We start from the raw sequence: 26,795 nt of genomic DNA on the forward strand, positions 1-26,795 counted from the left end.
TCTTAGCAAACTATTACCGCGTTTACACGTATCATTTGAATTAACAAAACGCTAACATTTCGGTTAAATATTAGTAATTTTGAGGGATTGACAAAATAACTATAGAATGAATAAGAGTTTATGTTTAATTGCTTTCTGCTTTTGCTGTAATCTCATCTTCGGACAATTTACAAACCTAAAGTTCGAAAACCTTAATACAGAAGATGGCCTCTCTAGTAGTACATGTTTAGAAGTGTTTCAGGACAGTAAAGGCTTTTTGTGGTTTGGTACCATCGACGGTTTAAATAAATATAACGGATATGATTTCGAAATATTTAGACCCGTCTTAAACGATTCTACGTCCATAAGTAATAATAGAATTAATGCCATTCAAGAAGATTTGCAGCAGAACCTGTGGATTGGAACGAATAACGGTTTAAATTTTTATAACCGAAATACAAACTTATTTAAACACATTCCTCTTTATAAAGAAGCTCATAAATTAAGCAGTACAAAAAAAATAATTAATACGCTGTTATACGACGATACAAAGAATGTAATCTGGATTGGTACTAGTAACGGTTTAATTAAAATCACTTTAAACGACGATTCGAGTCAGCTTAATAATCTCGTGCCGGAACATTTTGTATATTCAGACAAAGATGAAGCAAGTATAGATAATAACAATATTAATTCTATAGTAAAAGATAAAGATGGTAACATTTGGATAGAAACCAACGGAGATCATTTAAATAAATATAATCCGAAAACAAATAACTTCGAGCGTGTTTTTATAAGGCACAATTCTCCTTACGAACTTAACCATATTCCTAAACGCTTATTTATAGATTCTACTAATGAGTTTTGGATAGGAAACGATTTATCTAATATTATCGTTTGGAATAAAGGTAGCGATACTTTTAAACGTCTATCCTTAGCCGAAAAGAGCATACCTATTTATACGTTTTTCGAAGGATCTAAAGGTTTAATTTGGATTGTTACAGATGGTTCGGGTATCTTTTTATACGATAAACAAAAAGAAAAATTAAATCAAATAGTAAACAACCCTTCAGATCCTTTTTCCTTACCAGGAAATCAAGTGTCTGATGTTATTGAAGATAAAGACGGGATTTTCTGGCTTGCAACCTACAACGAAGGTATAAGTAAGTTAGATATTAATAAATCGAGTTTTGGTCATTATTACTATCAAAATGATAAACCTAACGGGTTGAATGAGAAAATTGTTCAATCGGTAATGCAAGATTCTAAAGACAGAATCTGGTTAGGTGCTTATAATGGTGGATTAAATTATTTTGATGAAGAAAACAACGCATTTATAGCGTATAAACATGATCCTACAGATCCAAATTCTCTAAGTTCAAATAAAATAATGTACACGTTTGAAGATCTAGATGGCGACATTTGGGTGTGTACTTTAGATGGCGGAGTTAATAAGTTTAATCCCGAAACAAAGCGCTTTAAAACCTATTATCATCACGATAAAGATGTTAGTAGTATTGGTCAGAATTCTGTTTGGACAGGTATTCAAGATACAAGCAATCGCGTATGGTTTGGATTAAGAGACGAAGGTTTAGATATTTTAGATGTGCCAACTCAAAACTTTCATCACTTTAAAATAGGCTCAAGTAATCAGGAAGGTTTACTTAGTAATTTTGTGTTTTCTTTACATATAGATTCTCAAAACAGATTGTTAGTAGGGACGTCTTTAGGTTTAAATTACATCAATTTAGATGAAATCGGACCAGGTATTCCTGAATACATAACGTTTTATGAGGTTGATATAAATGGAATCTCGGGAAACAGAATTAATGATATTACCGAAGATGAATTTAATAACATTTGGTTAGGTACAGATATTGGTCTTTTTAAATTAGACGAAAACCTTCAGTTAGAAAAGTCATATTTTACATCAGATGGGTTAGCAAATAATCTAATTACTGGAGTTATTGACGATTTCAATAATAACCTATGGATTACCTCTCGTAGTGGTTTGGCGTTTTTAAATCCGAAAACACACAGTATCAAAAATTTTAATACGCACGATGGAATACAAGGTTTAGAATTCCAAAGTAAATCCATTACGCGTACTAAGAATGGACGTATTCTTGCTGGAGGAATTAACGGGTTTAATGTGTTCCAACCAGAAGATATTAAGGTGGCGATAGCAGATACGTTATTTCCAATGATTTCAGCGGTGAAGGTGAATAATGAGTATGTAAAATCTGGTGATATTTCTGAAACGAAAGAGCTTTTCTTAGATTATTGGCAAACAAATTTATCCTTCGAGTTTTTAGCACTTCATTTTAAAAATCAAGATAAAGTAAAGTACGCCTATAAAATGGACGGCTTAGACGATAATTACATTTTAGCGAAAGGAAATCGTATTGTAAATTACTCGAACTTACATCCAGGGAAGTTTTCATTTTTGGTAAAAGCGACTTCTAATGACGATTGGGATAATGCTCCAGTAACGTCTTTAAATATTACCCTTAATTCTCCACCATGGGAATCGTGGTGGGCATATACTATTTATTCGTTACTTTTTCTTTTGGCACTTTGGTATATAAACCAATTTTTTACAAATAGAATTAAAGACGAAAAGGAACGAGAATTCGATCAGATGAAATTAGAATTTTTCATTAATGTGTCTCACGAATTTCGAACGCCGTTAACTTTAATCTTAAATCCGTTAGATAAATTAGTGTCTCAATACACTAATCCAGAGGTGGTGCAATCGTCTGCTAAATCCATACAGCGTAGTGCCAGAAGGTTGTTGTATTTAGTGAATCAGTTGTTAGATTACCGAAAAATGGAGGTTGGTATGGCACCGCTTCAGTTACAGAAAGGAGATATAATTAAGTTTAGTAACGATATTTATACGTTGTTTCAAGGTTTAGCGACTAAGAAAAATATAAATTATACGTTTACAGCAACATCAGATAAATTGTATTCTTATTTCGATTTCGATAAAATTGAAAAAATTCTAACCAATTTAATTTCTAACGCCATTAAATTCACAAATAATGGTGGAGACATAAAGGTGTCTGTAGATAAAGTTATAAACCAGAAAACAGGTACAACCCGATTAAAAAAATCTAAAACGCTTAAAAATTATATTGAAATAGTTGTAGAAGATACGGGAATAGGATTAACAAAAGACCAAGTAGGTCGTGTGTTCTCAAGATTCTATAATGTAGATGTGAATAAAACCGGAACAGGTATTGGACTAAACTTTTGTAAGGGTTTAGTTGATTTACATGGAGGAGAAATTTTTGTAGAGAGTGAATACGGTGTAGGAAGTAAGTTCGTCGTTAGAATTCCATATAACAAAAAAGCAGAGGCTAGTGTTGTTGAAGACGTAAAAGATGAATTCTTAATCAACTCTATGAAATCTGTAGAGTACGATATGTTAATCTCAGAGGATAGTCAAGAAGTGGTAGATAAAGAATCTTCTAGCATGAAAAAAGAGTTCTCTAAAGTGCTTATTGTAGAAGATAACAAAGAGTTAAGAGAGCATCTTAGAAATGAACTAATGGATCGTTACGAAATTATTGAAGCGGTTAATGGTGAAGAAGGTTTAAAAAAGGTATTAAAACATTATCCAGACATTGTAATTAGTGATGTAATGATGCCTAAAATGGATGGTTTCGAATTATGTAAACGCATAAAATCGGAATTTGAAACTTGTCATATTCCTGTTATTCTATTAACAGCAAGAGCACTTGAAGAAGATCGAATAGAAGGTTATAAAACGGGTGCCGATGGGTATTTAGGTAAGCCATTTAATTTAAATGTATTAAAGGCTAGAATTATTAATCTATTAGAATCGAAACGTATAATTAGAGAGAAGTTCTCTAAACTTGGAGCTGTTATTACGCCAACAGAAGCGACTAGCAATTCTATAGATGAAGCCTTTTTAGAGAAAACAACCAAAGTTATTATAGATAACATAAGCGATACCGAGTTTAAACTAGAGCACTTATTAAAAGAAGTGGGCATTGGCCGTTCTCAGTTTTATAGAAAAATACAGTCTATAACAGGACAAAATCCGAGTAATTTTATTCGTACCATTCGTTTAAAATATGCTTCAGATTTATTGTTAATGGATAAGTACACGATTAAAGAAGTTACTCATATGGCCGGGTTTAATTCTGCGGCTTATTTCGGTAAAACGTTTAAGGATTTATACAATATGACTCCGAGTGAATATGTAGAGAAAAATAAACCGGATGCTCCAGCAGCAACAGATGAATAAACCATGATGTAGAGCGTATTTAAGTAAAATGGGTTTTAAGTTATTTAAAATGACTTATAATTTAGAAGATTCCATTTCTAAAAAAATTAATATTGTATTACGTGGTACACCTTAAACCGTAATACATGAACAAGATTAATTTTTTTTGCTTAGCAACAGTCATGTCTCTGTTAATATTTAGTTGTAATAATTCTAATAAAAAGGAATCTACAGCACCTTTAAAGCAACCTGTACAAAATGGAACTGTTCTTGATCAAAATGTCCATAAATTAAAAAAAACCTTAAGCACGTTAAAATCGTACGATAGTTTTCCTAGACACATATACAAAGACAAAACAAATTGGGAATTTGTAAAAGTTCGTGATTGGTGTAGCGGATTTTGGCCAGGGACACTTTGGTATGCTTACGAAGCATCTAAAGATGAAACAATCTTAAAAGGAGCTAAACAATTTACCGAGTCATTAAAACAAATTGCTTACACAGAGGCTAGGAATCATGATATTGGATTTCAAATATTTTGTAGTTATGGTAATGGGTATCGATTAACCGGAAACGAATCTTACAAACAAGTTATACTTGATGCAGCCGATACTTTAGCTACTTTATACAATCCTATAGTTGGTAGCATACATTCTTGGCCTACCAGAACACAGTATCCACACAACACCATTATAGATAATATGATGAATTTAGAACTGTTGTTTTGGGCTGCAAAAAATGGTGGAAGTAAATCACTCTACGATATCGCAGAGAATCATGCAGAAGTTACCATGAAGTATTTAGTGCGTCCTGATTCTAGTTCGTACCACTTAGGGTCTTTTAACGATAAAACTGGCGCATTTGTAAAAGGATACACACATCAAGGTTATGCAGACGAGTCTATGTGGGAAAGGGGACAAGCTTGGGGTATTTATGGGTTTGCGTTTTCGTATAGAGAAACAGGCCGAAAAGATTTCTTAGACACAGCCATTAAACTTTCAGATAAATTTTTACAACGTTTACCAGAAGACGGAATACCGTATTGGGATTTCGATGATCCTAAAATTCCAAATGCACCTAAAGATGCTTCTGCAGCCGCCATTGCTGCCTGCGGATTTTTAGAATTGTCAACTTTAGTAGATAATCCGCAATTACAAGATACATATTTTAAAGCAGGGAAAACTTTAATAGAAATACTGTCTACAGATGCGTATTTAAGCCAGTCTGAAAATCAAGCCTTATTATTACACTCTACAGGAAATCATCCAAAAGGTTTAGAAGTTGATGAACCAATAATTTATGCCGATTATTATTTTATGGAAGGATTAATGCGACTTAAAACACTTCAAAAATCTTAAGATTATGAAAACTAAAACATTTACAGTACTTCTATTTGCTTTTGTATTAACCTTTAACATAAATGCGCAAACTATACCTTTTTCAACCGGACGAATTGTAATAAGTTCAGACGGGAATGAGCATGATCACGACGATTGGGCGGCAACACCTTTTTCATTGGCTTTATTGGCTGCAAAGGGTTTGCAAGATTGTTTAACGGTGTACACGTTTAGCGATCATATTTGGGGTAGCAATCACGATCACGAAAATGCGCAAAAAGAGATGCAGATTAGTGCCTTAGAAGGACAGAAAATATTTCATTTTAACCACACCAATTTTATCGAAGCTGTTGCCGATTCTACAAAAGCAATTCAAGCAATAGTGAAGGAAATAGACAGATCTAAAAAAGAAGATCCGTTAACCATAATAGCAGCTGGACCAATGCAAGTGGTGGGTAGTGCTCTTGCAAAAGCCGACCAGGCTAAATTAAAGTTTGTACGTATAATTTCTCATCATAGTTGGAACGATAATCATGCCGATAAACCAAATAAATGGGAGCAACATTCGGGGTGGACTTGGAACGAAATAAAATCTAGTTTTGAATCTAAAGGTTTGATTTGCGATAGAATTTCCAATCAGAATGGCGGCGATGATTATGATGGTATGAAAGCACCTATCGAAAGATTCGATTGGATTAAAACATCACCAATTCGAGAACAGTCTGCAGAAGTCAAAAAGCAATTAGATTGGTTGTATAGCCGACAATTAACCTGTATTAAAAAAGGAGATTTTGACCCTTCAGATGCGGGAATGATTATTTATTTACTAACCGGAAAACAAAAAACAAATCCGGAAGATGCAAAAGCAATCATAGAAAATCCAGTAAAATAAATGTAATCACGTATTGCTAAAACCTTAAAATAAACCATGAAGTTTAAAGCCACAGTAGTTCTTTTGTCCAGTGTGTTTTTGTTGTCATCATTCAAAACAGAAGGTCCAAAAATATATTATAAAGATTGGATCGATTTTAATAAGAATGGCGTAAAGGATGTCTATGAAGATCCAAAAGCCCATATCGACGATCGTGTGTCTAATCTCATCTCCTTGATGAATGTAAACGAGAAAACATGTCAGCTAACGACCTTGTATGGTTTCGCACGTGTCCTCGAAGATGAATTACCAACAGCCAATTGGAAGAATCGTGTTTGGAAAGATGGTATCGCTAATATCGACGAGCATTTAAATACCATTTGGAATCAAGAGAAAACACATACCTCGTATTCTTTTCCATATAGCACGCATGCCGAGGCTATAAATACGGTTCAGAAGTGGTTTATAGAAGAAACACGTTTAGGAATTCCTGTCGATTTTACCAACGAAGGCGTTCATGGATTATGTCATAAAAAAGCAACTCCACTTCCAGCACCAATAGGTATTGGAAGTACGTGGAATACAGATTTGGTTTATAAAGCGGGAACTATTGTTGGTCGAGAAGCTAAGGCTTTAGGCTACACCAATATTTATGCACCTATTTTAGATGTTGCTAGAGATCAGCGATGGGGAAGAGTGTTAGAATGTTATGGCGAAGAACCTTTCCATGTTGCCGAAATGGGAAAACAAATGACACTTGGCGTACAATCGCAAGGTGTGGCTGCAACGCTTAAACATTTTGCAGTATATAGCATTCCAAAAGGTGCCAGAGATGGCGATGCACGAACCGATCCGCATGTCGCACCTCGAGAAATGCATCAGTTGCATTTATATCCATTTAAACGCGTTATTCAGGAAGCGAAACCTATGGGGATTATGAGTAGTTATAACGATTACGATGGTGTGCCAGTAACAGCGAGTTCTTATTTTTTAACTGAGTTACTTAGAGAACAATATGGGTTTAATGGCTATGTGGTATCGGATAGTGAAGCAGTAGAATATGTGTCTGAAAAGCATCATGTTGCCGAAAACTATAAAGAAGCAGTGAGACAAGTGGTAGAAGCAGGATTAAATGTACGGACCACATTCCGCACACCAGAATCTTTTATAGAACCGCTTCGTGAACTTATTGAAGAAGGAAAAATTTCAATGAAAACAATCGACTCTAGAGTGGCTGATGTTTTAAAAGTGAAATTTAGATTGGGATTATTCGATTCGCCTTATGTGGAGAATCCTAAAGCTTCAGATGATTTAGTGCATACAGCAGCCGACGAAGCGTTTTCAAAACAAATCAATAGAGAATCTTTAGTGCTTCTTAAAAACGAAAATAATTTATTACCTCTAGATGTTAATCATCTAAAAAATATATTGGTTACTGGACCTTTGGCCGACGAGGTGAGTTTTACGTATAGCCGTTATGGTCCAGCAGATAATCCATCAACATCTGTATATCAAGGCATAAAAAATTACGCAAAAGATAAAGCGGAAGTACATTATGTTAAAGGCTGTGATATTGTAGATCCGGATTGGCCAGGAAGTGAGATTATTCCAACGCCACTTTCGGCATCTGAAGAAGCAAATATTGCTGAAGCCGTTGAGCAAGCCAAAAAATCGGACATTATTATAGCTGTAGTTGGTGAAGATGAAAAGCGTGTGGGAGAAACCAAATCGCGAACCAGTTTGGGGCTGCCGGGACGCCAATTCCAACTCGTTCAAGCATTATATGCTACAGGAAAACCTGTGGTTTTAGTCTTAATTAACGGTCAACCACTTACTATTAATTGGGAAAATAAGTTTTTACCAGCTATTTTAGAAGCTTGGTTTCCAAGTACGGCAGCGGGAGAAGTGATTGCCGAAACGTTATTTGGAGATTATAATCCTGGCGGAAAACTAACGGTGACGTTTCCAAAATCTGTTGGACAAATCCCATTGAATTTCCCTTACAAACCAGGATCGCAAGCTGGGCAACCAGGTGCAGGACCTAATGGCTACGGCAATACACGTGTTTTAGGTCCGTTGTACCCATTTGGTTACGGACTAAGTTACACGACGTTTGAATACAGTGATTTAGTTGTAAATCAGAAAACAAAGCAATCGCAAAGCGATATTGACGTGTCTTTTAAAGTGAAGAACACAGGAAAACGCGCCGGAGACGAGGTTGTTCAGTTGTATGTAAAAGACGAGGTGAGTAGCGTTACTACTTACGAATCTCAATTACGTGGTTTCAATCGTGTTGCTCTTGAGCCTGGCGAAACTAAAACCGTTCATTTTACTTTACATCCTGAAGATTTAGAGATTTTAGATATTAATATGAATTGGACTGTAGAGCCTGGAGATTTCGAAATTATGGTAGGAAGTTCGTCTGTAGATATTCATTTAAAAGAAACATTTAGTGTGCTATAGTTTATTGAGAACGCGTGCGAATAGTTTTACTATTTCAAAAACTAATTATAAAACAGTTAGAAATCAAGTCAACATAAGAAAAACCAAATATGAAAATAATTAATGTACCCTTTAGGTCTGCAAAATCCATAGCGACGATGATTTGCTTCTTGACTATAAACGCTATGCTTTTTGCTCAGAATAAGGGAGAACAAAAGATTTTAGACAGCTTTAAAAACAAGAAAGTTGTAGTGTATAAAACCGTAGATGATGTTGCTTTAGAAATGACTATTTTCTATCCGGATTCGAGTAAGCTACAGCAAAAAAATCCTTGGATGTTGCATGTGCATGGTGGCGGTTGGGCTGGGGGAAGTCAATATAATATACTTAAAAAATCGTTTTTAGGCACCTTAAAATCGCTGGTCGATAATGGAGTTGTGTGCGCTACCATTGAGTATCGAAAAGCAAAAGGGGATACCAATGCCTATGATGCTGTGGTAGATGCAAAAGATGCCGCTAGATTTCTTTTAGAACACGCAAATACTTATAAATTAGATACGGAACGTTATGGTATTTGGGGAGGATCCGCAGGTGGACACCTTAGTTTAGTTACTGCTTTAGGCGATAATGCTGATTTTAAAGGTAATCCTGAGTTATTAAAATATCAGCCTAAGTTTAAATGTGTAGTATCTTATTTTCCGTTTACCTCGTGTTTAAATCCCGATCTAAGACCAGGTTCTATTTTTGAAGACGAAACACTGTTTGTTCGCTTATTGGGTGCGCCTCTAAATGAAAAACCAGAATTAGCACGCTTACTTAGTCCAACAGAATTATTAAAAGAAAATAGTCCACCTATTCTATTATTACATGGCGATAAAGATTCTATATTACCCATTATCAATTCAACATATATGATGGAAGTTGCAGAAGAAAAACATGCAGATGTAGAGTTGTTAACTATTAAAAATGCTGAACATAGTTTTAATGGTGCAAATATTTCACCTTCTATTTCGGAGTTAAATGATTATGCTACGCGTTTTATATTGTCACATTTAAAGCAATAGTTGGTTAACAAATTTCAATGTTTAAGAATAGTAAACCATTAAATTATATAATAAAAGCATTTTAATTTAGGTCTTGAGTAGGTCATCTTTTTTATGATGGAAATCCGGTTGAAAACGTAGCGATTCGTTTTTTAGATTACATAATTATAAGTGTTTAAGATTTTAAAATAGTATGAAAAAGTATCAGTTAAAAGACATGTACCGATTAATTGTATTGGGGATAATTGTTAATTGTACACCGCAAATACATGCGCAAGTTAAATCGGAAATACCACCAAACATTATTTTAATCATGGCAGACGATTTAGGTTATGGGGAACTATCAAGTTATGGAAGTAAAACCATACATACGCCTAACCTTGATAAATTGGCTTCGCAAGGTGTTAAGTTTTTAGACTTTCATTCCAACGGTCCAATTTGTAGTCCTACGCGTGCAGCTTTATTAACAGGAAAATATCAGCAACGTACAGGTGTAGAAGGTGTAATAACAGCGGCAAATCATCGTGAAGTTGGATTAAGTTTAGATGAAATAACCATGGCTGAAGAATTACAACGTTTAGGGTATACCACAGCTATGTATGGAAAATGGCATTTAGGTTATGCCGAACCATTTAATCCTATTTATCAGGGTTTCGATGAATTTAAGGGGTTTGTAAGTGGTAATATCGATTATCATTCGCACATAGATCAAGAAGGCTACCTAGACTGGTGGCAAAATAATACTATTGCAGATGAACCGGGATATTCTACAGATTTAATTACCAATTACGGGATTCAATTTATAAAACAAAATCATCCAAATAAAACAGGAAAACCATTTTTTCTATACTTAGCTCAGGAATCTCCACATTACCCAATTCAAGGACGTTATGATAAACCAGTGCGTGAAGAAGGCAATAAAAAATACATTAGAAAAGTTCCAAAAGATAGTGTGCAAACCATCTATAGAGGCATGATAGAAACTATGGATGAAACCATTGGTGATTTATTAAAAACGGTTAATAATGAAGGGTTAGATAAAAATACAATTATTATCTTTTGTTCAGATAATGGTGCAGCTGGAGTACGTGGCGATAATGGGGTGCTAAGAGATTCTAAAACGAGTGTTTATGAAGGCGGACATCGAGTGCCAGCGATTATGAAATATCCAAACCACATTAAAGCTGGAAGTATTAATGAAACACCAATTCTTACAATGGATTTACTACCTACATTTCTGGATTTTGCAAAGGGAACACCACAAGGCAAATCTGTAGATGGGGTGAGTTTTAAAAATCATATTGTTAAGGGAGAAGCATTTCCTGAACGTGATTTATTTTGGGTGTTTAGAGATAAAAAGGCCATGAGAAGTGGCGATTGGAAATTAGTAACTAACGGATTGGATTCTGAAAAAACTATAGAATTGTTCAATTTAAAACAAGATTTATCTGAACAAAACGATTTGTCTAAAACCCATCCAGACCGTGTAAAAACTATGCTTAAACAATTAGATGTTTGGGAAGCCCAAGTAAGATCGGGTGCTCCTGTTGTTGCAGAATAATTAATAATACCTAGAGCTTATGATATCAAAATATTTTCGCCTCGTAGTTTACTTTATTTGTATTGGAATGTTTCAATCTGTAGCAGGACAATCCTTAAAAGATTATACTTGGAAAACATTAGAAACACAAGGAGAACCAGTGGCGCGTCATGAAGCTGCATTTATTGAATCCGATGGGTTGTTTTACTTATTAGGAGGTCGCCGAATTCAAGAGGTTTCAATTTATAATCCAAAAGAAAATGCATGGTCTAGTGGCGCAAAACCGCCTTTAGAACTCCATCATTTTCAAGGTGTCTCATATCAAGGTAACGTGTATGTTGTTGGCGCGTTTACAGGGAAATATCCGCGTGAAACACCTGTTGAACACGCTTATGTTTATCAAACTAAAACAGACACATGGTCTAAAGGGTTTAAAATGCCCGAAGATAGACTTAGAGCCTCTACAACTGCAAATGTGTATAAAGACAAATTGTATATTGCTTGTGGTATCATAGATGGGCATTGGGATGGTCATGTAGAATGGTTCGATGTTTACGATTTTAAAACCCAGACCTGGGAAAAACTTCCAGATGCACCTCGTGCTCGAGATCATGCAACTTCGGTAATTTGTAACGATAAATTATATCTTCTTGGCGGGAGACGTTCTTCGGGTCATATTAAAAAAGTAATGGACCTTACGGTTCCTGAAATTGATGTGTTCGATTTTAAAACAGGAACTTGGAGTACTTTAAATACTCTTGTGCCAACCCAACGTGCTGGATGTACATCAATATGTATTGGAGATAATATATTATTTTCAGGAGGAGAAAGTATGACTCAAAAAGCAGCACATAATGAAGTTGAGGTTTTAAATACCATAACAGAAACCTGGAGTACCTTACCAACGTTAAATACCGGTAGACATGGAACACAGTTTATTTGGTATAAAAAACAATTGTATATCGCATCGGGTTGTAGTGAAAGAGGAGGTAGCTCAGAACTTCAAAGTATTGAGCGTTTCGATAAAAAATAGATGATATTTATATTGTTTTGCAGTAAAATACACGATTTATTTAAACATAATTGAAAAACCTTAAACTGTTAAGTTTAAGGTTTTCTTTGTTTTATAACGGGGGTGAGAATCTCTAAAATGTTATAAAAATGAAGTTATTTTTACTGTAAGTACTCATAATTTATATTCAATGAACTTTAATTTATATTAAAAATGTAATATAAATATGATCTTGCTTAAGATTGAAGCTGAATAACAAACCACATTAAAAATTAACTAATGAACTCGCCACAACCTATCATATTACGAATTCCCCCGAGCTATTTAAGAGGATATATTTCTAAAATCAATATACTCAGAGTTTTATTGCTTACACTTTGTGTAGGTGTAACAAGTTGCGATAGCAATGTAGATAACAAAATAAATCCTACGACGCACCAAGAGAGTAATCAACCGTTACAGTTGTGGTACGATGCACCTGCAGCCGATTGGAACGAGGCGCTTCCGTTAGGAAATGGTCGTTTGGGCGCTATGGTTTACGGAATTCCGGAACATGAAAATATTCAATTAAATGAAAGCACATTATGGGCTGGTGGTCCACATAGCAATCCTAATCCAGATGCAAAAGAAGCCCTTTCTGAAATTAGAACACTGTTGTTCGATAGTAAATATAAAGAGGCTCATAATCTAGCAAATGCTAAGTTTATTTCAAAAACGTCTCATGGAATGCCTTATGAAACCGTTGGGAATTTAAGGTTAGATTTCTTAAACCAAGGAGAATATTCAGATTATCACAGAGTATTAGATATAGAAAATGCTATTAATACAACAACCTATACAGCGAATGGCGTAAAGTATAAACGTGAGATGTTTACATCGTTTTCAGATCAGGTTATTGTTATGCGAATAACGGCAAATAAAAATGGAAAATTAAGTTTTACAGCCGATATGGATCGTCCTGAACCCGCAAAAGTTACTGTGACTACAGAAGGTAATAATGTGTTGAAAATGGTTGGGTTTGGAAGTGATAATTTAAATAAAAGATTGGGAAAAGCCGAACCTATTAAAGGAGAAGTTGAGTTTCAATCTCGTGTTAAAATTATGAATGATGGTGGGCGTATATTTGCAAAGAATAATATGTTAGAAGTTTCGGAAGCAAATAGTGTAACGTTATATATATCGATAGCAACAAATTTTGTGAATTACCAAGATATTAGCGCAGATGCCCATAAAAGAGCAACAGACTACATTACTGCAGCAGAAACGAAAGATTACAACCAATTAAAAACAAATCATTCTAATTATTATAAGAAGTTTTTTAATCGCGTGTCTCTAGATTTAGGTTCATCTGAACATGAGGATAAACCAACAGATGTTAGAATTAAAAACTTCAGCTCGGTTACAGACCCTAGTTTAGCTGCGTTATATTTTCAATTCGGTCGTTATCTATTAATTTCATCGTCTCAACCTGGTGGACAGGCAGCAAACTTACAAGGAATTTGGTGTAAAGATTTAACGCCGCCTTGGAAAAGTGCATATACAATAAACATCAATACAGAAATGAATTATTGGCCTGCAGAGGTCACGAATTTAAGTGAAATGCATGACCCATTAATTGAATTAGTTAAAGACCTTTCAGTAACAGGTGCAGAGACAGCAAAAGTCATGTACGGTGCAGAGGGCTGGGTAACACATCATAACACAGATCTTTGGCGAATTTCGGGACCTGTAGATGGTGCAACTTGGGGAATGTGGACAACTGGAGGAACATGGTTAGCTCAGCATTTATGGGATAAATTTATGTTTAATGGAGATTTAGAGTATTTAAAAACGGTATATCCTGCAATGAAAGGTGCTTCAGAATTTTGTATTAGCTTCTTAACAGAAGACCCAAACGGATGGTTAGTTATTTCGCCTACAATTTCTCCAGAACATGGACCAAAAGGACGTCCTAATAGTGTGAATATAGTAGAAAGCGCATCTATGGACAGTCAGTTGGTTTTCGATATGCTCACTAAAACCATTGCAGCAGCAAAATTATTAAATGTAGATGCAGATTTGGTAAAAACGATGGAGCAAACTCTAGACAAATTACCACCTATGAAAATAGGAAAACACAATCAATTACAAGAATGGATGGACGATTTAGATGATCCAGAAGACGATCACCGTCATGTCTCTCATTTATACGGATTATATCCTTCGAATTTAATTTCGCCATACAGAAACCCTAAACTATTTAAAGGAGCAGAAAATACGTTAATTCAGCGTGGTGATCCGTCAACTGGATGGTCTATGAACTGGAAAATAAACTTATGGGCACGTTTACTAGATGGCAATCACGCCTATAAATTAATGGGGGATCAAATTAAGTTAGTAGGACGTCCTGGGTCTCCAAAAGGTGGTGGAACGTATGCGAATATGTTAGATGCACATCCACCATTTCAAATTGATGGAAACTTTGGATTTACTTCTGGCTTAACCGAAATGTTAGTGCAAAGTCATGATGAAGCGATTCATTTAATACCGGCATTGCCAGATGTTTGGAAAGATGGAACTGTTAGCGGACTTAGAGCTCGTGGTGGGTTTGAAATAGAATATCTAGAATGGAAACAAGGAGCAGTTGTAAAAGCTGTTATCAAATCTAATTTAGGTGGAAATTTACGTATACGTTCGTATAATGCACTTACTTTAGAGCAGGGGGCATCCTTAAAAGAAGCTAATGGAAAAAATTCAAATGCATTTTATAAGATTGCTAATATTAAAACCCCTGAAATTTCAAAAACCGCCCAACTTGAGGACGTGTCATTACGGCCTGTTTTCGAATATGATATTGCTACAACAGCAGGACAAGTTATTGTTGTTATGAAAAAGTAATTTCATTTCAACAAGAAATAAAAATGAAATAAATTCTTAGAAAACAGGAAGTATATATTTATAACGTAAAAATATACTTCCTGTTTTATTTTTATCAATATGTGAAATTTCAATTAAATAATAATAGATGCGAACAATAGTATGTTTTCTTTTTATTCAACTTAGTTTTTCAGCTCTAGCTCAGCATCTAGAATTGCCTTTATGGGGAGATAATATTCCGAATTATCGGGAAACCAATGAAGAAGAAGTAAGAGTGCAAGAAGGGGTTTTAAAAATTAGAAATGTAAAAAAGCCTGGTGTTGAGGTTTTTTTACCATCAGAAAAGTTAAGAAATGGCCAAGCCATGATTATTTGTCCTGGTGGAGGATATGCTATTATGAATTGGGATTGGGAAGGTACCGATATTGCTAAATGGTTAAACTCACAAGGCATAGTTGATAAAGCAAAGCAAATAAAAAAAGCATGCCCAGTGTAAAGCAGAAGAAATGGCCATTTTTAATGTTTTTTATAATAATGATTATAGATAGAATTAGAATATATGTTATTTAGATAGCGATTTTAAGAATGATTTTGGGGTGAATCCTGTATGCTTTTTAAAGTATTTGGTAAAGTTTGTAGCGTCTTCAAACCCTAAATGATACGCTAATTCAGTGCTTTTTATATTAGAATTTATTAAGCGTCTTTTAGCTTGAAGAATAATAAAATCGTCGATAACATTTTTCGCTGTTTTATTGACTAATTCTTTACAAATAGAATTTAAGTGTTTGTAAGTCATTGCTAACTCATTAGCGTAAAAGCTAGCATTTCTGCTTTGTGTTAAATGAATTTCAATGAGCGCTGTAAATTTTTGGAACGTAATGATTTTGGACGACTCTTTAATATATAGTGTCTGAGATTGCTTTATAGTTTCTGCTTTCGAAATTAAGATGGTAAACAACGCGTTAATAATGCTTTTCTGATTAAACATATCAGAATTAATGTATTCCTTCTGTAATAATTTAAAATAATCATTAAAATCTGATGTTTTTGGAATTTGTAATATGGGCGAAAACAGTTGAGGGTTAAACAATCGAAAAACAAAATCTTTAGACAGATTAGCAAAACAATCTATAAAATAGTCTTCAGTGAAAATCATACAAAAGCCATCTAAATTTCCCGAAAAATCGAATGCATTTACTTGTTCTTTAGTAAGATAAATTAAGCTGTGTTTTTGAACAGGAAACCAATTAAAATCGATAAAATGGCTTCCGGAACCTGCTGTAAAATAAATTAAATTATAAAATTTTAATTGATGTGGTTGTTCTGGGTCATGTAGTTGGTTGTTTTTTCCACGTCTAATTTTTTCAATAGGTACAATTTCAAAACCAAAATTCTCGGTAGTTTCAGGATTAAAGGTTATATATGGAATCTGGTTTTCGTTCATAATTATTTATAACGGTGTTCACTAAGGCAAACTTTTGTCCTGAAAATTAGAAGCAATAGAGGTAAACTATATGTTTTCTTTTACAGTGTTATTTTCAGATCATAGTGGACTAAATTAGATTTTTCCCTTTTATAGTTTAAGTGAGATTTGTTTCTAGTATTAAAAACAAAAAATAAAGTTTAGCTTTAATCTGTCGGTATTCTTGAGTTGTTATCGCTGAAATAGAAATGTTTTTGTTGGTTCTAAATATCATTATTAATTTCAATCCAATAGTTGTCGGGGTCTTGAAAATAGAATTGTCTTATGCCGTCTTGTCTTATATAATCTTTTTTAGGGGTATCTTTCCAATCGGTATAATTAATACCTAAGTCTTCTAAATGTTTTAAAAACGAATCTAAATGTGTAGTTGTTAAAGCAAAATGAACAGCTTTGTTTGTTTTTACTTCAAGTTCGGGACGTGGAATCAGGTGAAGTTGTCTGCCTTCGTTAAGTGAAAGCCATCGTGTTTTCGAATTTGAAGCGGTATTTTTAATTTCCTCAAGTTTAAGTACCTTTTGATAAAATGTAACAGAATTGTCAACGTCTTTTACTGAAAGCGCTATATGATTAAATAAAAAGTTAAACATGGTATTTAATTTACTTTATACATTACGAAATGATTACAACGTCTGTTATTTTTCAATTTTTACAATTGTAAAGAACACTAGACGCCATTTTTCAAATATAAGAGATATGTGTAAATATGACGATATATAATTTAGCAGAAGTGTTTTACGCTTTTGTTTTAATCATCTAAATAAGTGTTTGTTTTAGTGAGACGTGCTGATTACAAATATATTAATAATGATAAAAAAAGCTTACAAAATCAGTGGCCTGACTTTGTAAGCTTTAAAATTTATTGTCTGCTTTTTTAGCAATTAAATTTGTTCCTTTTTACCTTAAATTTTGGTTAAATAGAATACAAACGTGCTACTATGTATAGATTGTTTACTAACGATATTCTGGATTTTCAAATTCCCAACGTTCTCCATTATCCCATTCTTCACGTGAATTTCCGTAATTTGGATAACCATTATTCTCTTTTAACATCAGTGCTAAATGTAACAGATTATAAGTCATAAATGTTGTGTTTCTATTCGTGAAATCACTATCAAAACCTACAGGTTGATCTAATTCTTCTCCTTTCCATACTTTATCACCATAGCTCGGTCCAGGACCAACTTTACCTATCCAACCACAATCTGCTTGAGGTGGCACAGAATATCCAACGTGTTGCAGCGCATATAATATTCCCATTGCACAATGTTTTATACCATCTTCATTACCGGTAACAATGCAACCACCTACTTTTCCATAATACACATATTGACCTTTATCGTTGGTCTGACCGCTCATTGCATAAAGCCTTTCGATTAATTTTTGAGCTTCAGACGATTTTTCACCCAACCAAATAGGTGTTCCTACAATAAGAATATCCGCGTCTAAAATTCTTTTAGATAAGGCTGGCCATTCATCGGTATCCCAACCATATTCTGTCATATCTGGATATACACCACTCGCAACGTTGTGGTCTATAAATCGGATTTCGTCTATCTCTACACGTTCTTTTGTCATTATCGCTTTGGAAACGTCTATTAAAGATTGTGTGTGGCTATTTTCAGGTGATTTCTTTAATGTACAGTTTACATAAACTACTTTTAATTTACTAAAATCTATTTTTTTCATAATGTTAATTTTAATGTTTTCAGGTTATTTATATAGTCTCTGTGTTCTTAATTTTAGTAGGATGCTATTTTCGTTCCTTAAATTTATTTTTAATTCAGCAACGTATTCGATTGTTGAATTAGGCTTTGTCTACGATTAAATAGATTGTAATTGTTCAATAAAAAGTAATGCTGATTAATAGGTGTTCTTAAGAAGCTGTTATCATTAACTTTCAAATTTAATAGTTAAACATTAGGAACAAGAACACTTATATTGCCTTTGACTAAAGAGAACTAAATAATTAAAAATATTGTTATTTCTAGACTTGAACTTGATTTGTTTAATCATGAGTAATATGTTTATCCTTTTTAGTATAACCTTTCCAAAAATAGATTTGCTTGCCATTTTTAGAAATTATTTTTTCACTTTAAAGATGCGCAATACATATAAATACCACATAAATTCTACACAATCAAATGTAAAAAAGACATAGTAAATAGTTTAGCTATATCCATTCTATTAGTAGCGTTATCCCTTAATAAAGTACTTAATAGTTAATCTGGTTTTTGCAAAATCACGTTTATGTTTACCATTTTATAAAGCGTCACATACCAGCGTAAACGCTGAAAACAACCATAAGTTATAGACTATGAATCATGGTTTATATAGAAATTAATTACTTATGGCTAACATTGTATGTGTTTAACTGTAAAATAATTGGATCTCATTTTAAAATGTAGAGATGCTAATAAAACATACGTTGCAATTACTAGGGAAGGATAACTGATGTTTTAACAAGATGAAAATTATGAAACGGATACCGTTATTTATATTGTTTTTAATAGGATTAAGTAGCACGCATTTTTTCGCGCAATCTTCCAAACGGCCAAACGTTATTTTTGTGATGCCAGACGATATTAGTCACAGTGCGTTTTCTTATTACAAACCAAACGGACCGCAAACGCCTAATATCGATAATTTTGCAAAAACGTCTATAGTGTTTAGCGATTTTCATGTGTCTCCAAGTTGCTCACCAACGCGAGCTGCATTACTTACAGGACGTCCAAGCGATGTTGTTGGAGTATGGCACACAATTAACGGAAGAAATATGATGCGCGCCGATGAAATTACAATGGCCGATATTTTTAAGAAAAATGGTTATGCTACGGGTTTGTTTTTTAAGTGGCATTTAGGCGATAATTATCCATTTCGTCCAAAAGATAGAGGTTTTGAATATGTAGCTTGGATTAAAGGCGGTGGTACAGGGCAGCAACCCGATTATTGGGGCAATACTAATAATCACGCCCATATGTGGGTAAATGATTCTTTAGTAGAAATGACCGATGAAGATGATGGTATTGAAGGTGCTTTCACAACCAATTTTTTCATGAATCGTGCTATGGATTTTATGGATGAAAACATTAAAAAAGACAAGCCGTTTTTCGCTTACATCCCTTTAGGAACTGCTCATGCTCCACATGTTATGCCTCCAGATGCTCGAGAAGGTGTAAGTGCTAAAACAGGAACGATAGAAAATATAGATAAAAATTTTGGTCGATTATTAAAATATTTAGATGATGAAGGAATAGCCGATAATACAATATTAATTTTTACTACAGATAATGGTGCCGGAGGATATTTAAGAGGAGGAAAAGGTTCTAATTACGATGGCGGTACGCGAGTACCTTGCTTTATAAGATGGACAGATGGTAATCTTGGTGGAACAGGAAATGCAAAAGATGTGTCTGCTTTAACGGCGCATATAGATTGGCTACCAACCTTTATGGATATTTTAAACTTAGAAGATGTAGAAAACAGACCCGAACAACTGAAAATTAGAGGACGTAGTTTTAAACCGTTTTTAGATAACGATACGTCTAACGATCCAGAATCTTATAAAAATCGTGCAGTAACTATTAACGATATGTGGACGGAGTTTCCTGAAAAGTATAAAAAATTATCGGTAAAAAAAGACGACTGGAATGGAGATGTTATTACTCATAAATGGCGTTTGGTACGCACAGATAGTGTGTCCGATTGGGAACTTTATGATGTGCTTGTAGATGAAAAACAAGAAAAAAATATTATTTCTAACCCAGCCTATAACGATGTTGTTACAGAGTTAAAACAGGAATACGAAAAATGGTTTCAACTTGTAGACGAACGTTCTAGCGAATACACACGAATAATTTTAGGAAATAAAGCCGAACCTCAATCGGTGTTACATGCTCACGATTTTCATGGAACTGTAATTTGGGATCAAAGTAATGTAAACAAGGGATCAACTGGAAGCGGATTTATAGCCGTTGAATTTGATAAAATAGGAACGTATAATTTCGATTTACGTCGATGGCCTAAAGAAATTGCAGACCAAACGACCTTAACTAATGCAGGACCTGGTAAGGCTCTAAATATTACTCAAGCACGGATAAAAATTTGGAATAGTGAAGATGTGTTTGTCGATGAAACCAAAGCTGTAACACCAATTGCAGATGGTGTAAATTTTAGTATTCAAGATTTACCTAAAGGACCAGCTTTTATTCAAACGTGGTTTTATAATGCCGCTGGTGAAATGGAAGGCGCTGTGTATTATAATTATGTAGAGCATATCAACTAATAATCGTAATACAATGATTAGCGTATTAAAAAATATATAAATTAAAATGAGGCTTTTTTTGATATTAGTATTTAATAACATTCATATAACTAGTGTATTATGAAGCCATTTGTCTCTGTTGTGTTTTTGTTTGTATTCACTCAAAGTGTATTTGCTTTCGAGTTAACGTTACCAAGTATTTTTGCTGATCATATGGTTCTGCAAAGAAGTCAGAAAGTACCTGTTTGGGGAATTACGGAGCCACACGCAAATGTAGAAGTTATGTTTGCTGGTCAAAAAAAGCGTGTAAAGGCAGATGCTTCAGGAAATTGGAAAGTAGAACTTAATCCATTAAAAGCTTCGAGTATATCAGAAACAATGATTATATCATCTATTCTTAATGATGAGCATTCTCAAATAAAAATAAATGATGTTTTAGTTGGAGAAGTGTGGTTTTGTAGCGGACAATCTAATATGTACAGACCGTTTAGAATGTTAATAGGAGAGGCAGTCGAATCTAAATACGAGCCTATTGCAGAATTTTTAAGACAAGAGGCGCTTTCAGCTAATGATCCGTTATTTAGACAGTATAAAGTTGGACGTGATTTTAGTGTTTTTGAAGAAAAAACGCAAGGAAGAGGAGATTGGTCTAAAGCCATTCCGAATGAAGTAAACGAGTTTTCGGGAACAGCTTATTTTTTCGGGAAAGAGTTACGGCGCGAACTCAATGTTCCGGTAGCAATTATAAGTTGCAATTTGGGAGCGACAAAAATAGAACCTTGGATGCCAAAACAGGCTTTTAAAGAAAACAAAGTACTTAAAGATTTTTATGATAATGAAATTAAAATTTATAAAGAAAAATTAGACGTTTGGGACGAAGCCGAGGCACAAAAAGAATATAATATATTATTAGAGGCATGGGAGTTGAGTGTTGCACAAGCAAAGCTTAAAAACAAACAAAGACCTAGCAAACCAAAAAAAATAGAACATCCTAGTCGCGATAAACAAATTCCTGCTACGTTGTTTAATGCCATGATAAACCCTTTGATTCCTTATGCCATTAAAGGTGCCATTTGGTACCAAGGTGAAAGTAATACGGGTAATTCTCCAGAAACATATGGTTTACGTCTTACTGCAATGGTCGAAAATTGGAGGTCGGCTTGGGGACAAGGTGACTTTTATTTTTATTGTTGCCAATTAGCGAATTATAAAGCTCCAAATAACGAACCTATGGAACATGCAGAAGGTTGGGTTTTGGTTTCTAACGGTCAACAAGAAATATTAGAGCTTCCCAATACAGGGTTAGCTGTTTTAAATGATATTGGAGAAGCACAAGACATTCATCCAAAAAATAAAGTAGATGTCGGGAAACGCCTTTCCTTATGGGCTTTTAAACAAGCTTACAATAAAGATGTTGTGTGTAGCGGTCCTATTTATAAGCAATCGACAATACAGAAAGATAAGATAATTATTGAGTTTAATCATGTTGGTTCTGGTTTAATGGTAGGTAAAAAGATTTTAATGAAACCAACAATTGAAGTTGATGAACCTTTGAAACGTTTTCAAATTTGTGGAGAGAATAGAGCGTGGAAATGGGCTCAAGCTAAAATTATAGGAAACAATCGAGTAGCGGTTTGGCATAAAGACATTCCGAATCCTGTAGAGGTGCGTTATGCTTGGTCATCAAACCCAGAAGGTGCTAATCTATATAATAAAGAAGGATTACCAGCATCTTTATTTAAGACTGTAAATTAAAAAAACACAATTAAAATGAAACTGAATCCTAATTTTTACATATTACTTTTTCTAGCGTATATCATGTGTGCTTTCAATAGTGTACAGGCGCAAACTCATAATGTAACAGTAACAAATTGGAAAGGTTTTGAACGGACAAATTTTGAGTTCGAAGGTAGAGAAGCTCATATTACAAATCCTAAAAAAGCATTGGAAGGGAATCCATGGGTATGGCGAGCACGTTTTCCTGGATATCATGCAGAATTAGACAGCTTGTTATTAGACAAAGGATTCCACATTGCCTACGTTAATACAGATAATATGTTTGGAAGTCCTAAGGCGGTTTCGGTGTGGAATTCATTTTACAACCTTTTAATATCTACCTATGCATTACAAGACAAAGTTGCCTTACATGGGCATAGTCGTGGCGGCTTATTTATATATAATTGGGCTAAAGCAAATCCGGAAAAGGTAGCTTGTATTTATGGAGACGCTGTAGTTTGCGATTTTAAAAGTTGGCCAGGTGGCTTTGGAACGAGTGCAGGCGGAAAGAAAGAATGGGAACGATTAAAAAACGAATACGAATTTAGTTCCGATGAAGCGGCTAAAGCATATACCAATAATCCGATAGACCAATTAGAAAGACTAGTTGCTACAAAGGTTCCTATTTTACATACTATTTCTTTAAAAGATGAAGTCGTGCCAGCAGAAGAAAATACTTTAGTGCTTATAAATAACTACATCCGTTTGGGTGGCACAGCTACGGTATCACCATGTAGTTCTGGAGTTCAGAAATCTAAAGGACACCATTACGATATTGATAACCCAGAACTGGTAATCGATTTTATAATTAAGAATAGTGTACATTAAAATTTTAAAGAATTAAAACCGAACCTAAATAAAAATGTAATCATCTTAATTTTGATAATGTGGCTAAGTAAATATTAATTGATTGTGATTCTTAATTACATTCAGATTAACCATGTTATGAATAAGATCGTCAGGCTAAATGAAGTTCAGCATCGCAATGGCGTTCGAGCAGAGTCGAGAACCTATTTTTAAAGTTTTTGGTTACCGCTCAAGGAGATAGTCATTTTTATAAAAAATTACAGAGATAAATGAAAACCATAAATAAACTAAAACTATAAATTATTACAACAAACCAACTTATGAAAAACCGAATAAGACTTAAATGTATTGGTATAGCAATACTTATGCTGACCGTTTTTGGATGTCAGTCTGAAAAGTTTAAATATGCCATAGAAAAATCAGCGAATGGTATAACTATTACTCAAGATAGTACTCTTATTATTATCGAAGTTATCAATGAATCTATCATTCATGTCAAAAAAAGGATAGCAGGAACAGAAGTCTCAAATCTTCCTGATTATGTTACGGTATTAGAACCTCAAAATGTGACTTGGGACATTAAAGAACGTGAAAATTTGTTAACTATTTCTACAGCGGCTCTAAATGTCACTGTAGATGGAGAAGGTATTATTGCCTATAAAACATTAGACAATAAAAACTTATTATCGGAGACTAAGGAGTTAACATTTATAGGAACAAATCCGGAAGCAGAACATACCGTATCTCAAGGATTCATTGCTGGAGATGAAGCGCTATATGGTTTAGGCCAATACCAAAGTGGTATTATGAATTGGAAGAATGTACCAATCAGACTTCAACAATATAATCAAGAAATAGCCATTCCGTTTTTACTTTCAACTAAAGGTTACGGAATCTATTGGCACAATTACAGCTTAACAGATTTTAACTTACCACAAAACGAAATTGAGTTTAAAGAAACGGTTAAAATTTCAACAGATACAGAAGAGCTTGTCGTTCCTGAAGGTGGCGAAAAAGAAAATGTAGCATTGTATGCAGCAAAAGAGGCTAAAGAGAAAAACATACGTAAAACAACTTTTACACCAACACAAAGCGGTGAATATACCTTTTTAGCACTAAGCGATACCGACGGTCGTATGCGTGGAAGCATTAGTGTAACCATTGATGGAGATGCCATAATCGATTATTCTACCATTTGGATGCCAAGACGCTATTCTGGAGTTAAACATTTAGAAGCAGGAAAAACGTACGAGGTGGTATACCAAAATACAGGAGCTAAAATTTTAGGTAATTTATTTTATAATAAACCCGATTATAATAAGACGGTGTTTTCAAGTACATATGGAAATGCTATAGATTATTATTTAGTAGCTGGAGAGAATCCAGAGGCTGTAATTTCAGAATATCAAAAGTTAACAGGAACATCGCCACTGTTTGCTAAGTCTGCATATGGGTTTTGGCAATGTCGTGAGCGTTACCACAATCAAGAGGAATTATTAGCAAATGCTCGTGAAATGCGTGAGCGAAAAATTCCGTTCGATAACATTGTACAAGACTGGTTTTATTGGCCAGAAGGGACTAAAGGTCCAGAATGGGATCCTGTCAAATATCCTGATCCAGATGCTATGGTAGATGAGTTAACACGCTTAAACCTAAATTTAATGGTCTCTGTTTGGCCAGAAGTTAAAAATGAACCTTTAGAAAAAAAGTACGGTCTTACAAAAATAGAAAGTAGTAATTATGTAGATATTTACGACGAAAAAGTGAGTGAAAACTTCTATCGTGCTTTAAGCGATTCTATGTTTCATAAAGGCGTAAAATCTATTTGGTTGGATGGTACAGAGCCAGAAGGTGTAAAAAATACTAAAGTAAATACGGCTATCGGGCCATACGAAAGTGTACAAAATCCATATTCACTTTTAGTTACTAAAGCCATGTACGAAGGACGAAGAAAGGAGTTTCCTAAGGAACGTGTATTTAACCTAACACGTTCTGCTTATGCAGGTCAGCAGCGTTACGGTGCAACGTCTTGGTCTGGAGATGTAGAAGCTAGTTGGGAACAATTTGAAGAACAAATAGCAGCGGGATTAAATTTTACTATGGCGGGTGTGCCGTATTGGACACATGATATTGGTGGATTCTTTAGAGACTCAAATTCAATTAATCCAGAGTTCGATAATCAATATACAAATCCAGAATTTATCGAATTGTTAACACGGTGGTTTCAATTTGGAACCTTTAGTCCAATTTTCCGTATTCACGGCTATGTGTCGGAAACAGAAATTTGGAGATACGACGATGCGTTCGAAAGTACAGCACGAAAGTTTATCGATTTACGTTACCAACTAATGCCATATATCTATTCGCAAGCATGGCAAATTACTACCAACAGTAAACAACTTATGAGTCCGTTGGCATATTTCTATCCTGAAGATAAAAAAACATGGGGTATTAAAGATCAATTAATTTTTGGAGAGTCTTTTATGGTTGGTTTTGTTACTGAATATAAGAGCCGAGAAATGAGTATGTATTTCCCTAAAGGACAATGGTACAACTATTGGACAAACCAAATTATTGAAGGTGGGAAGGAAGTAACAGTAAAGGCAAATTTAGATGAAACACCACTGTTTGTAAAAGCAGGAAGTATCATTCCAATCGGACCAAAAGTACAGTATGCAACAGAAAAAACAGATAAACCTTTACGTATAAAAATATATCCAGGAAACGATGCAGAATTTACTTTGTATTTAGACGATAATGAAACGTACGAGTATGAAAATGGCGGGTATTCAGAATTAAAATTGAGTTATTCTGAAGCAAATAAAACTTTAAGGATTGTTAAAGGAAATGGCGATTATTTAGATTTCACTAAGACGCCTATGGACTTAAATGTTGAAGTGGTTGGAGGTAAAAAACAGCGAGTAACATTTAAAGGTTCAGATTTAGATGTAAAATTTTAATCAAAAAACGAATACTTTTATAATAGCAAGTAAGGTGAAGCAAGAGGTTGAGTTAAACTTCGGCTTCACCTTTTCTGTTTTAGGCATATAATTCATAGGGATTGCATCATAGTTTATATAAAGTCTTCGCGGTCTTAAGTATTTTTATCATTTAGATTAAATAATATAAAAAT

The 26,795-nt window shown here is 34.3% G+C and carries 16 protein-coding genes; 13 read left to right on the forward strand and 3 right to left on the reverse strand.

From position 1 onward, the window contains the following. Positions 1–106: 106 nt before the first annotated feature. The 9 genes from BN863_RS05035 to BN863_RS05075 all read left to right on the forward strand — a co-directional run bounded on the left by BN863_RS05035 (position 107) and on the right by BN863_RS05075 (position 15,831). A complete protein-coding gene (locus BN863_RS05035) occupies positions 107–4,255 on the forward strand; it encodes a two-component regulator propeller domain-containing protein (RefSeq protein WP_051774501.1) in 4,149 nt (1,382 codons plus the stop codon). A gap of 125 nt (positions 4,256–4,380) precedes the next feature. Continuing rightward, positions 4,381–5,592, forward strand: coding sequence for a glycoside hydrolase family 88 protein (locus BN863_RS05040; protein ID WP_197539168.1), 1,212 nt, complete (start codon positions 4,381–4,383; stop codon positions 5,590–5,592). 4 nt (positions 5,593–5,596) lie between these two features. After that, positions 5,597–6,463: a hypothetical protein gene (locus tag BN863_RS05045; protein WP_038528153.1), complete on the forward strand. Its 867-nt coding sequence runs from the start codon at positions 5,597–5,599 to the stop codon at positions 6,461–6,463. A gap of 36 nt (positions 6,464–6,499) precedes the next feature. Next, positions 6,500–8,905 (forward strand): glycoside hydrolase family 3 N-terminal domain-containing protein, encoded by a 2,406-nt coding sequence (locus BN863_RS05050; RefSeq protein WP_038528155.1) that lies wholly within the window; start codon positions 6,500–6,502, stop codon positions 8,903–8,905. A gap of 89 nt (positions 8,906–8,994) precedes the next feature. Then, positions 8,995–9,948 carry a prolyl oligopeptidase family serine peptidase gene (locus BN863_RS05055; protein ID WP_038528158.1) on the forward strand — a complete coding sequence of 318 codons (954 nt, stop codon included), beginning with the start codon at positions 8,995–8,997 and terminating at the stop codon, positions 9,946–9,948. A gap of 172 nt (positions 9,949–10,120) precedes the next feature. Beyond that, complete coding sequence (locus BN863_RS05060; RefSeq protein WP_038528160.1) at positions 10,121–11,488, forward strand: sulfatase-like hydrolase/transferase; 1,368 nt, start codon at positions 10,121–10,123, stop codon at positions 11,486–11,488. A 67-nt stretch (positions 11,489–11,555) separates the two neighbouring features. After that, the gene (locus BN863_RS05065) at positions 11,556–12,500 is read left to right on the forward strand and encodes a Kelch repeat-containing protein (RefSeq protein WP_148304566.1); all 945 of its coding nucleotides are present in this window, start codon (positions 11,556–11,558) and stop codon (positions 12,498–12,500) included. A 258-nt stretch (positions 12,501–12,758) separates the two neighbouring features. After that, on the forward strand, positions 12,759–15,356 hold the full coding sequence (locus tag BN863_RS05070) for a glycoside hydrolase family 95 protein (protein ID WP_084817468.1): 2,598 nt from the start codon (positions 12,759–12,761) through the stop codon (positions 15,354–15,356). 127 nt (positions 15,357–15,483) lie between these two features. Continuing rightward, positions 15,484–15,831, forward strand: coding sequence for a hypothetical protein (locus tag BN863_RS05075; RefSeq protein WP_038528163.1), 348 nt, complete (start codon positions 15,484–15,486; stop codon positions 15,829–15,831). 66 nt (positions 15,832–15,897) lie between these two features. Here BN863_RS05075 and BN863_RS05080 read toward each other — a convergent pair whose 3' ends face one another. The 3 genes from BN863_RS05080 to BN863_RS05090 form a co-directional block, all read right to left on the reverse strand. Further along, entirely contained in the window at positions 15,898–16,779 is an 882-nt protein-coding gene (locus BN863_RS05080; protein ID WP_038528165.1) for a helix-turn-helix domain-containing protein, read from the reverse strand. Positions 16,780–17,021: 242 nt separating this feature from the next. Then, positions 17,022–17,405 carry a VOC family protein gene (locus tag BN863_RS05085; RefSeq protein ID WP_038528167.1) on the reverse strand — a complete coding sequence of 128 codons (384 nt, stop codon included), beginning with the start codon at positions 17,403–17,405 and terminating at the stop codon, positions 17,022–17,024. A gap of 364 nt (positions 17,406–17,769) precedes the next feature. Further along, the gene (locus tag BN863_RS05090) at positions 17,770–18,504 is read right to left on the reverse strand and encodes a flavodoxin family protein (protein WP_038528169.1); all 735 of its coding nucleotides are present in this window, start codon (positions 18,502–18,504) and stop codon (positions 17,770–17,772) included. A gap of 787 nt (positions 18,505–19,291) precedes the next feature. On the opposite strand from BN863_RS05090, the gene BN863_RS05095 reads away from it, so the two are divergent. The 4 genes from BN863_RS05095 to BN863_RS05110 all read left to right on the forward strand — a co-directional run bounded on the left by BN863_RS05095 (position 19,292) and on the right by BN863_RS05110 (position 26,622). Next, positions 19,292–21,100 (forward strand): sulfatase-like hydrolase/transferase, encoded by a 1,809-nt coding sequence (locus BN863_RS05095; protein WP_158408963.1) that lies wholly within the window; start codon positions 19,292–19,294, stop codon positions 21,098–21,100. Positions 21,101–21,199: 99 nt separating this feature from the next. Next, positions 21,200–22,834, forward strand: a complete 1,635-nt coding sequence (locus BN863_RS05100) for a sialate O-acetylesterase (RefSeq protein ID WP_197539169.1) — start codon at positions 21,200–21,202, stop codon at positions 22,832–22,834. A gap of 15 nt (positions 22,835–22,849) precedes the next feature. Beyond that, positions 22,850–23,683 (forward strand): alpha/beta hydrolase family protein, encoded by an 834-nt coding sequence (locus tag BN863_RS05105; RefSeq protein ID WP_148304567.1) that lies wholly within the window; start codon positions 22,850–22,852, stop codon positions 23,681–23,683. 299 nt (positions 23,684–23,982) lie between these two features. Beyond that, positions 23,983–26,622 carry a glycoside hydrolase family 31 protein gene (locus BN863_RS05110; protein WP_084817470.1) on the forward strand — a complete coding sequence of 880 codons (2,640 nt, stop codon included), beginning with the start codon at positions 23,983–23,985 and terminating at the stop codon, positions 26,620–26,622. Positions 26,623–26,795 lie beyond the last annotated feature (173 nt).

Source organism: Formosa agariphila KMM 3901, from assembly GCF_000723205.1.
In the GTDB taxonomy this organism is placed as follows: domain Bacteria; phylum Bacteroidota; class Bacteroidia; order Flavobacteriales; family Flavobacteriaceae; genus Formosa; species Formosa agariphila.

Coding starts and splice junctions, on each gene's coding strand:
- BN863_RS05060 (WP_038528160.1), top strand. CDS start 10,121: ATGAAAAAGTATCAGTTAAAAGACATGTACCGATTAATTGTATTGGGG.
- BN863_RS05090 (WP_038528169.1), bottom strand. CDS start 18,504: ATGAAAAAAATAGATTTTAGTAAATTAAAAGTAGTTTATGTAAACTGT.
- BN863_RS05055 (WP_038528158.1), top strand. CDS start 8,995: ATGAAAATAATTAATGTACCCTTTAGGTCTGCAAAATCCATAGCGACG.
- BN863_RS05110 (WP_084817470.1), top strand. CDS start 23,983: ATGAAAAACCGAATAAGACTTAAATGTATTGGTATAGCAATACTTATG.
- BN863_RS05070 (WP_084817468.1), top strand. CDS start 12,759: ATGAACTCGCCACAACCTATCATATTACGAATTCCCCCGAGCTATTTA.
- BN863_RS05095 (WP_158408963.1), top strand. CDS start 19,292: ATGAAACGGATACCGTTATTTATATTGTTTTTAATAGGATTAAGTAGC.
- BN863_RS05105 (WP_148304567.1), top strand. CDS start 22,850: ATGAAACTGAATCCTAATTTTTACATATTACTTTTTCTAGCGTATATC.
- BN863_RS05065 (WP_148304566.1), top strand. CDS start 11,556: ATGTTTCAATCTGTAGCAGGACAATCCTTAAAAGATTATACTTGGAAA.
- BN863_RS05040 (WP_197539168.1), top strand. CDS start 4,381: ATGAACAAGATTAATTTTTTTTGCTTAGCAACAGTCATGTCTCTGTTA.
- BN863_RS05050 (WP_038528155.1), top strand. CDS start 6,500: ATGAAGTTTAAAGCCACAGTAGTTCTTTTGTCCAGTGTGTTTTTGTTG.
- BN863_RS05100 (WP_197539169.1), top strand. CDS start 21,200: ATGAAGCCATTTGTCTCTGTTGTGTTTTTGTTTGTATTCACTCAAAGT.
- BN863_RS05035 (WP_051774501.1), top strand. CDS start 107: ATGAATAAGAGTTTATGTTTAATTGCTTTCTGCTTTTGCTGTAATCTC.
- BN863_RS05080 (WP_038528165.1), bottom strand. CDS start 16,779: ATGAACGAAAACCAGATTCCATATATAACCTTTAATCCTGAAACTACC.
- BN863_RS05045 (WP_038528153.1), top strand. CDS start 5,597: ATGAAAACTAAAACATTTACAGTACTTCTATTTGCTTTTGTATTAACC.
- BN863_RS05075 (WP_038528163.1), top strand. CDS start 15,484: ATGCGAACAATAGTATGTTTTCTTTTTATTCAACTTAGTTTTTCAGCT.
- BN863_RS05085 (WP_038528167.1), bottom strand. CDS start 17,405: ATGTTTAACTTTTTATTTAATCATATAGCGCTTTCAGTAAAAGACGTT.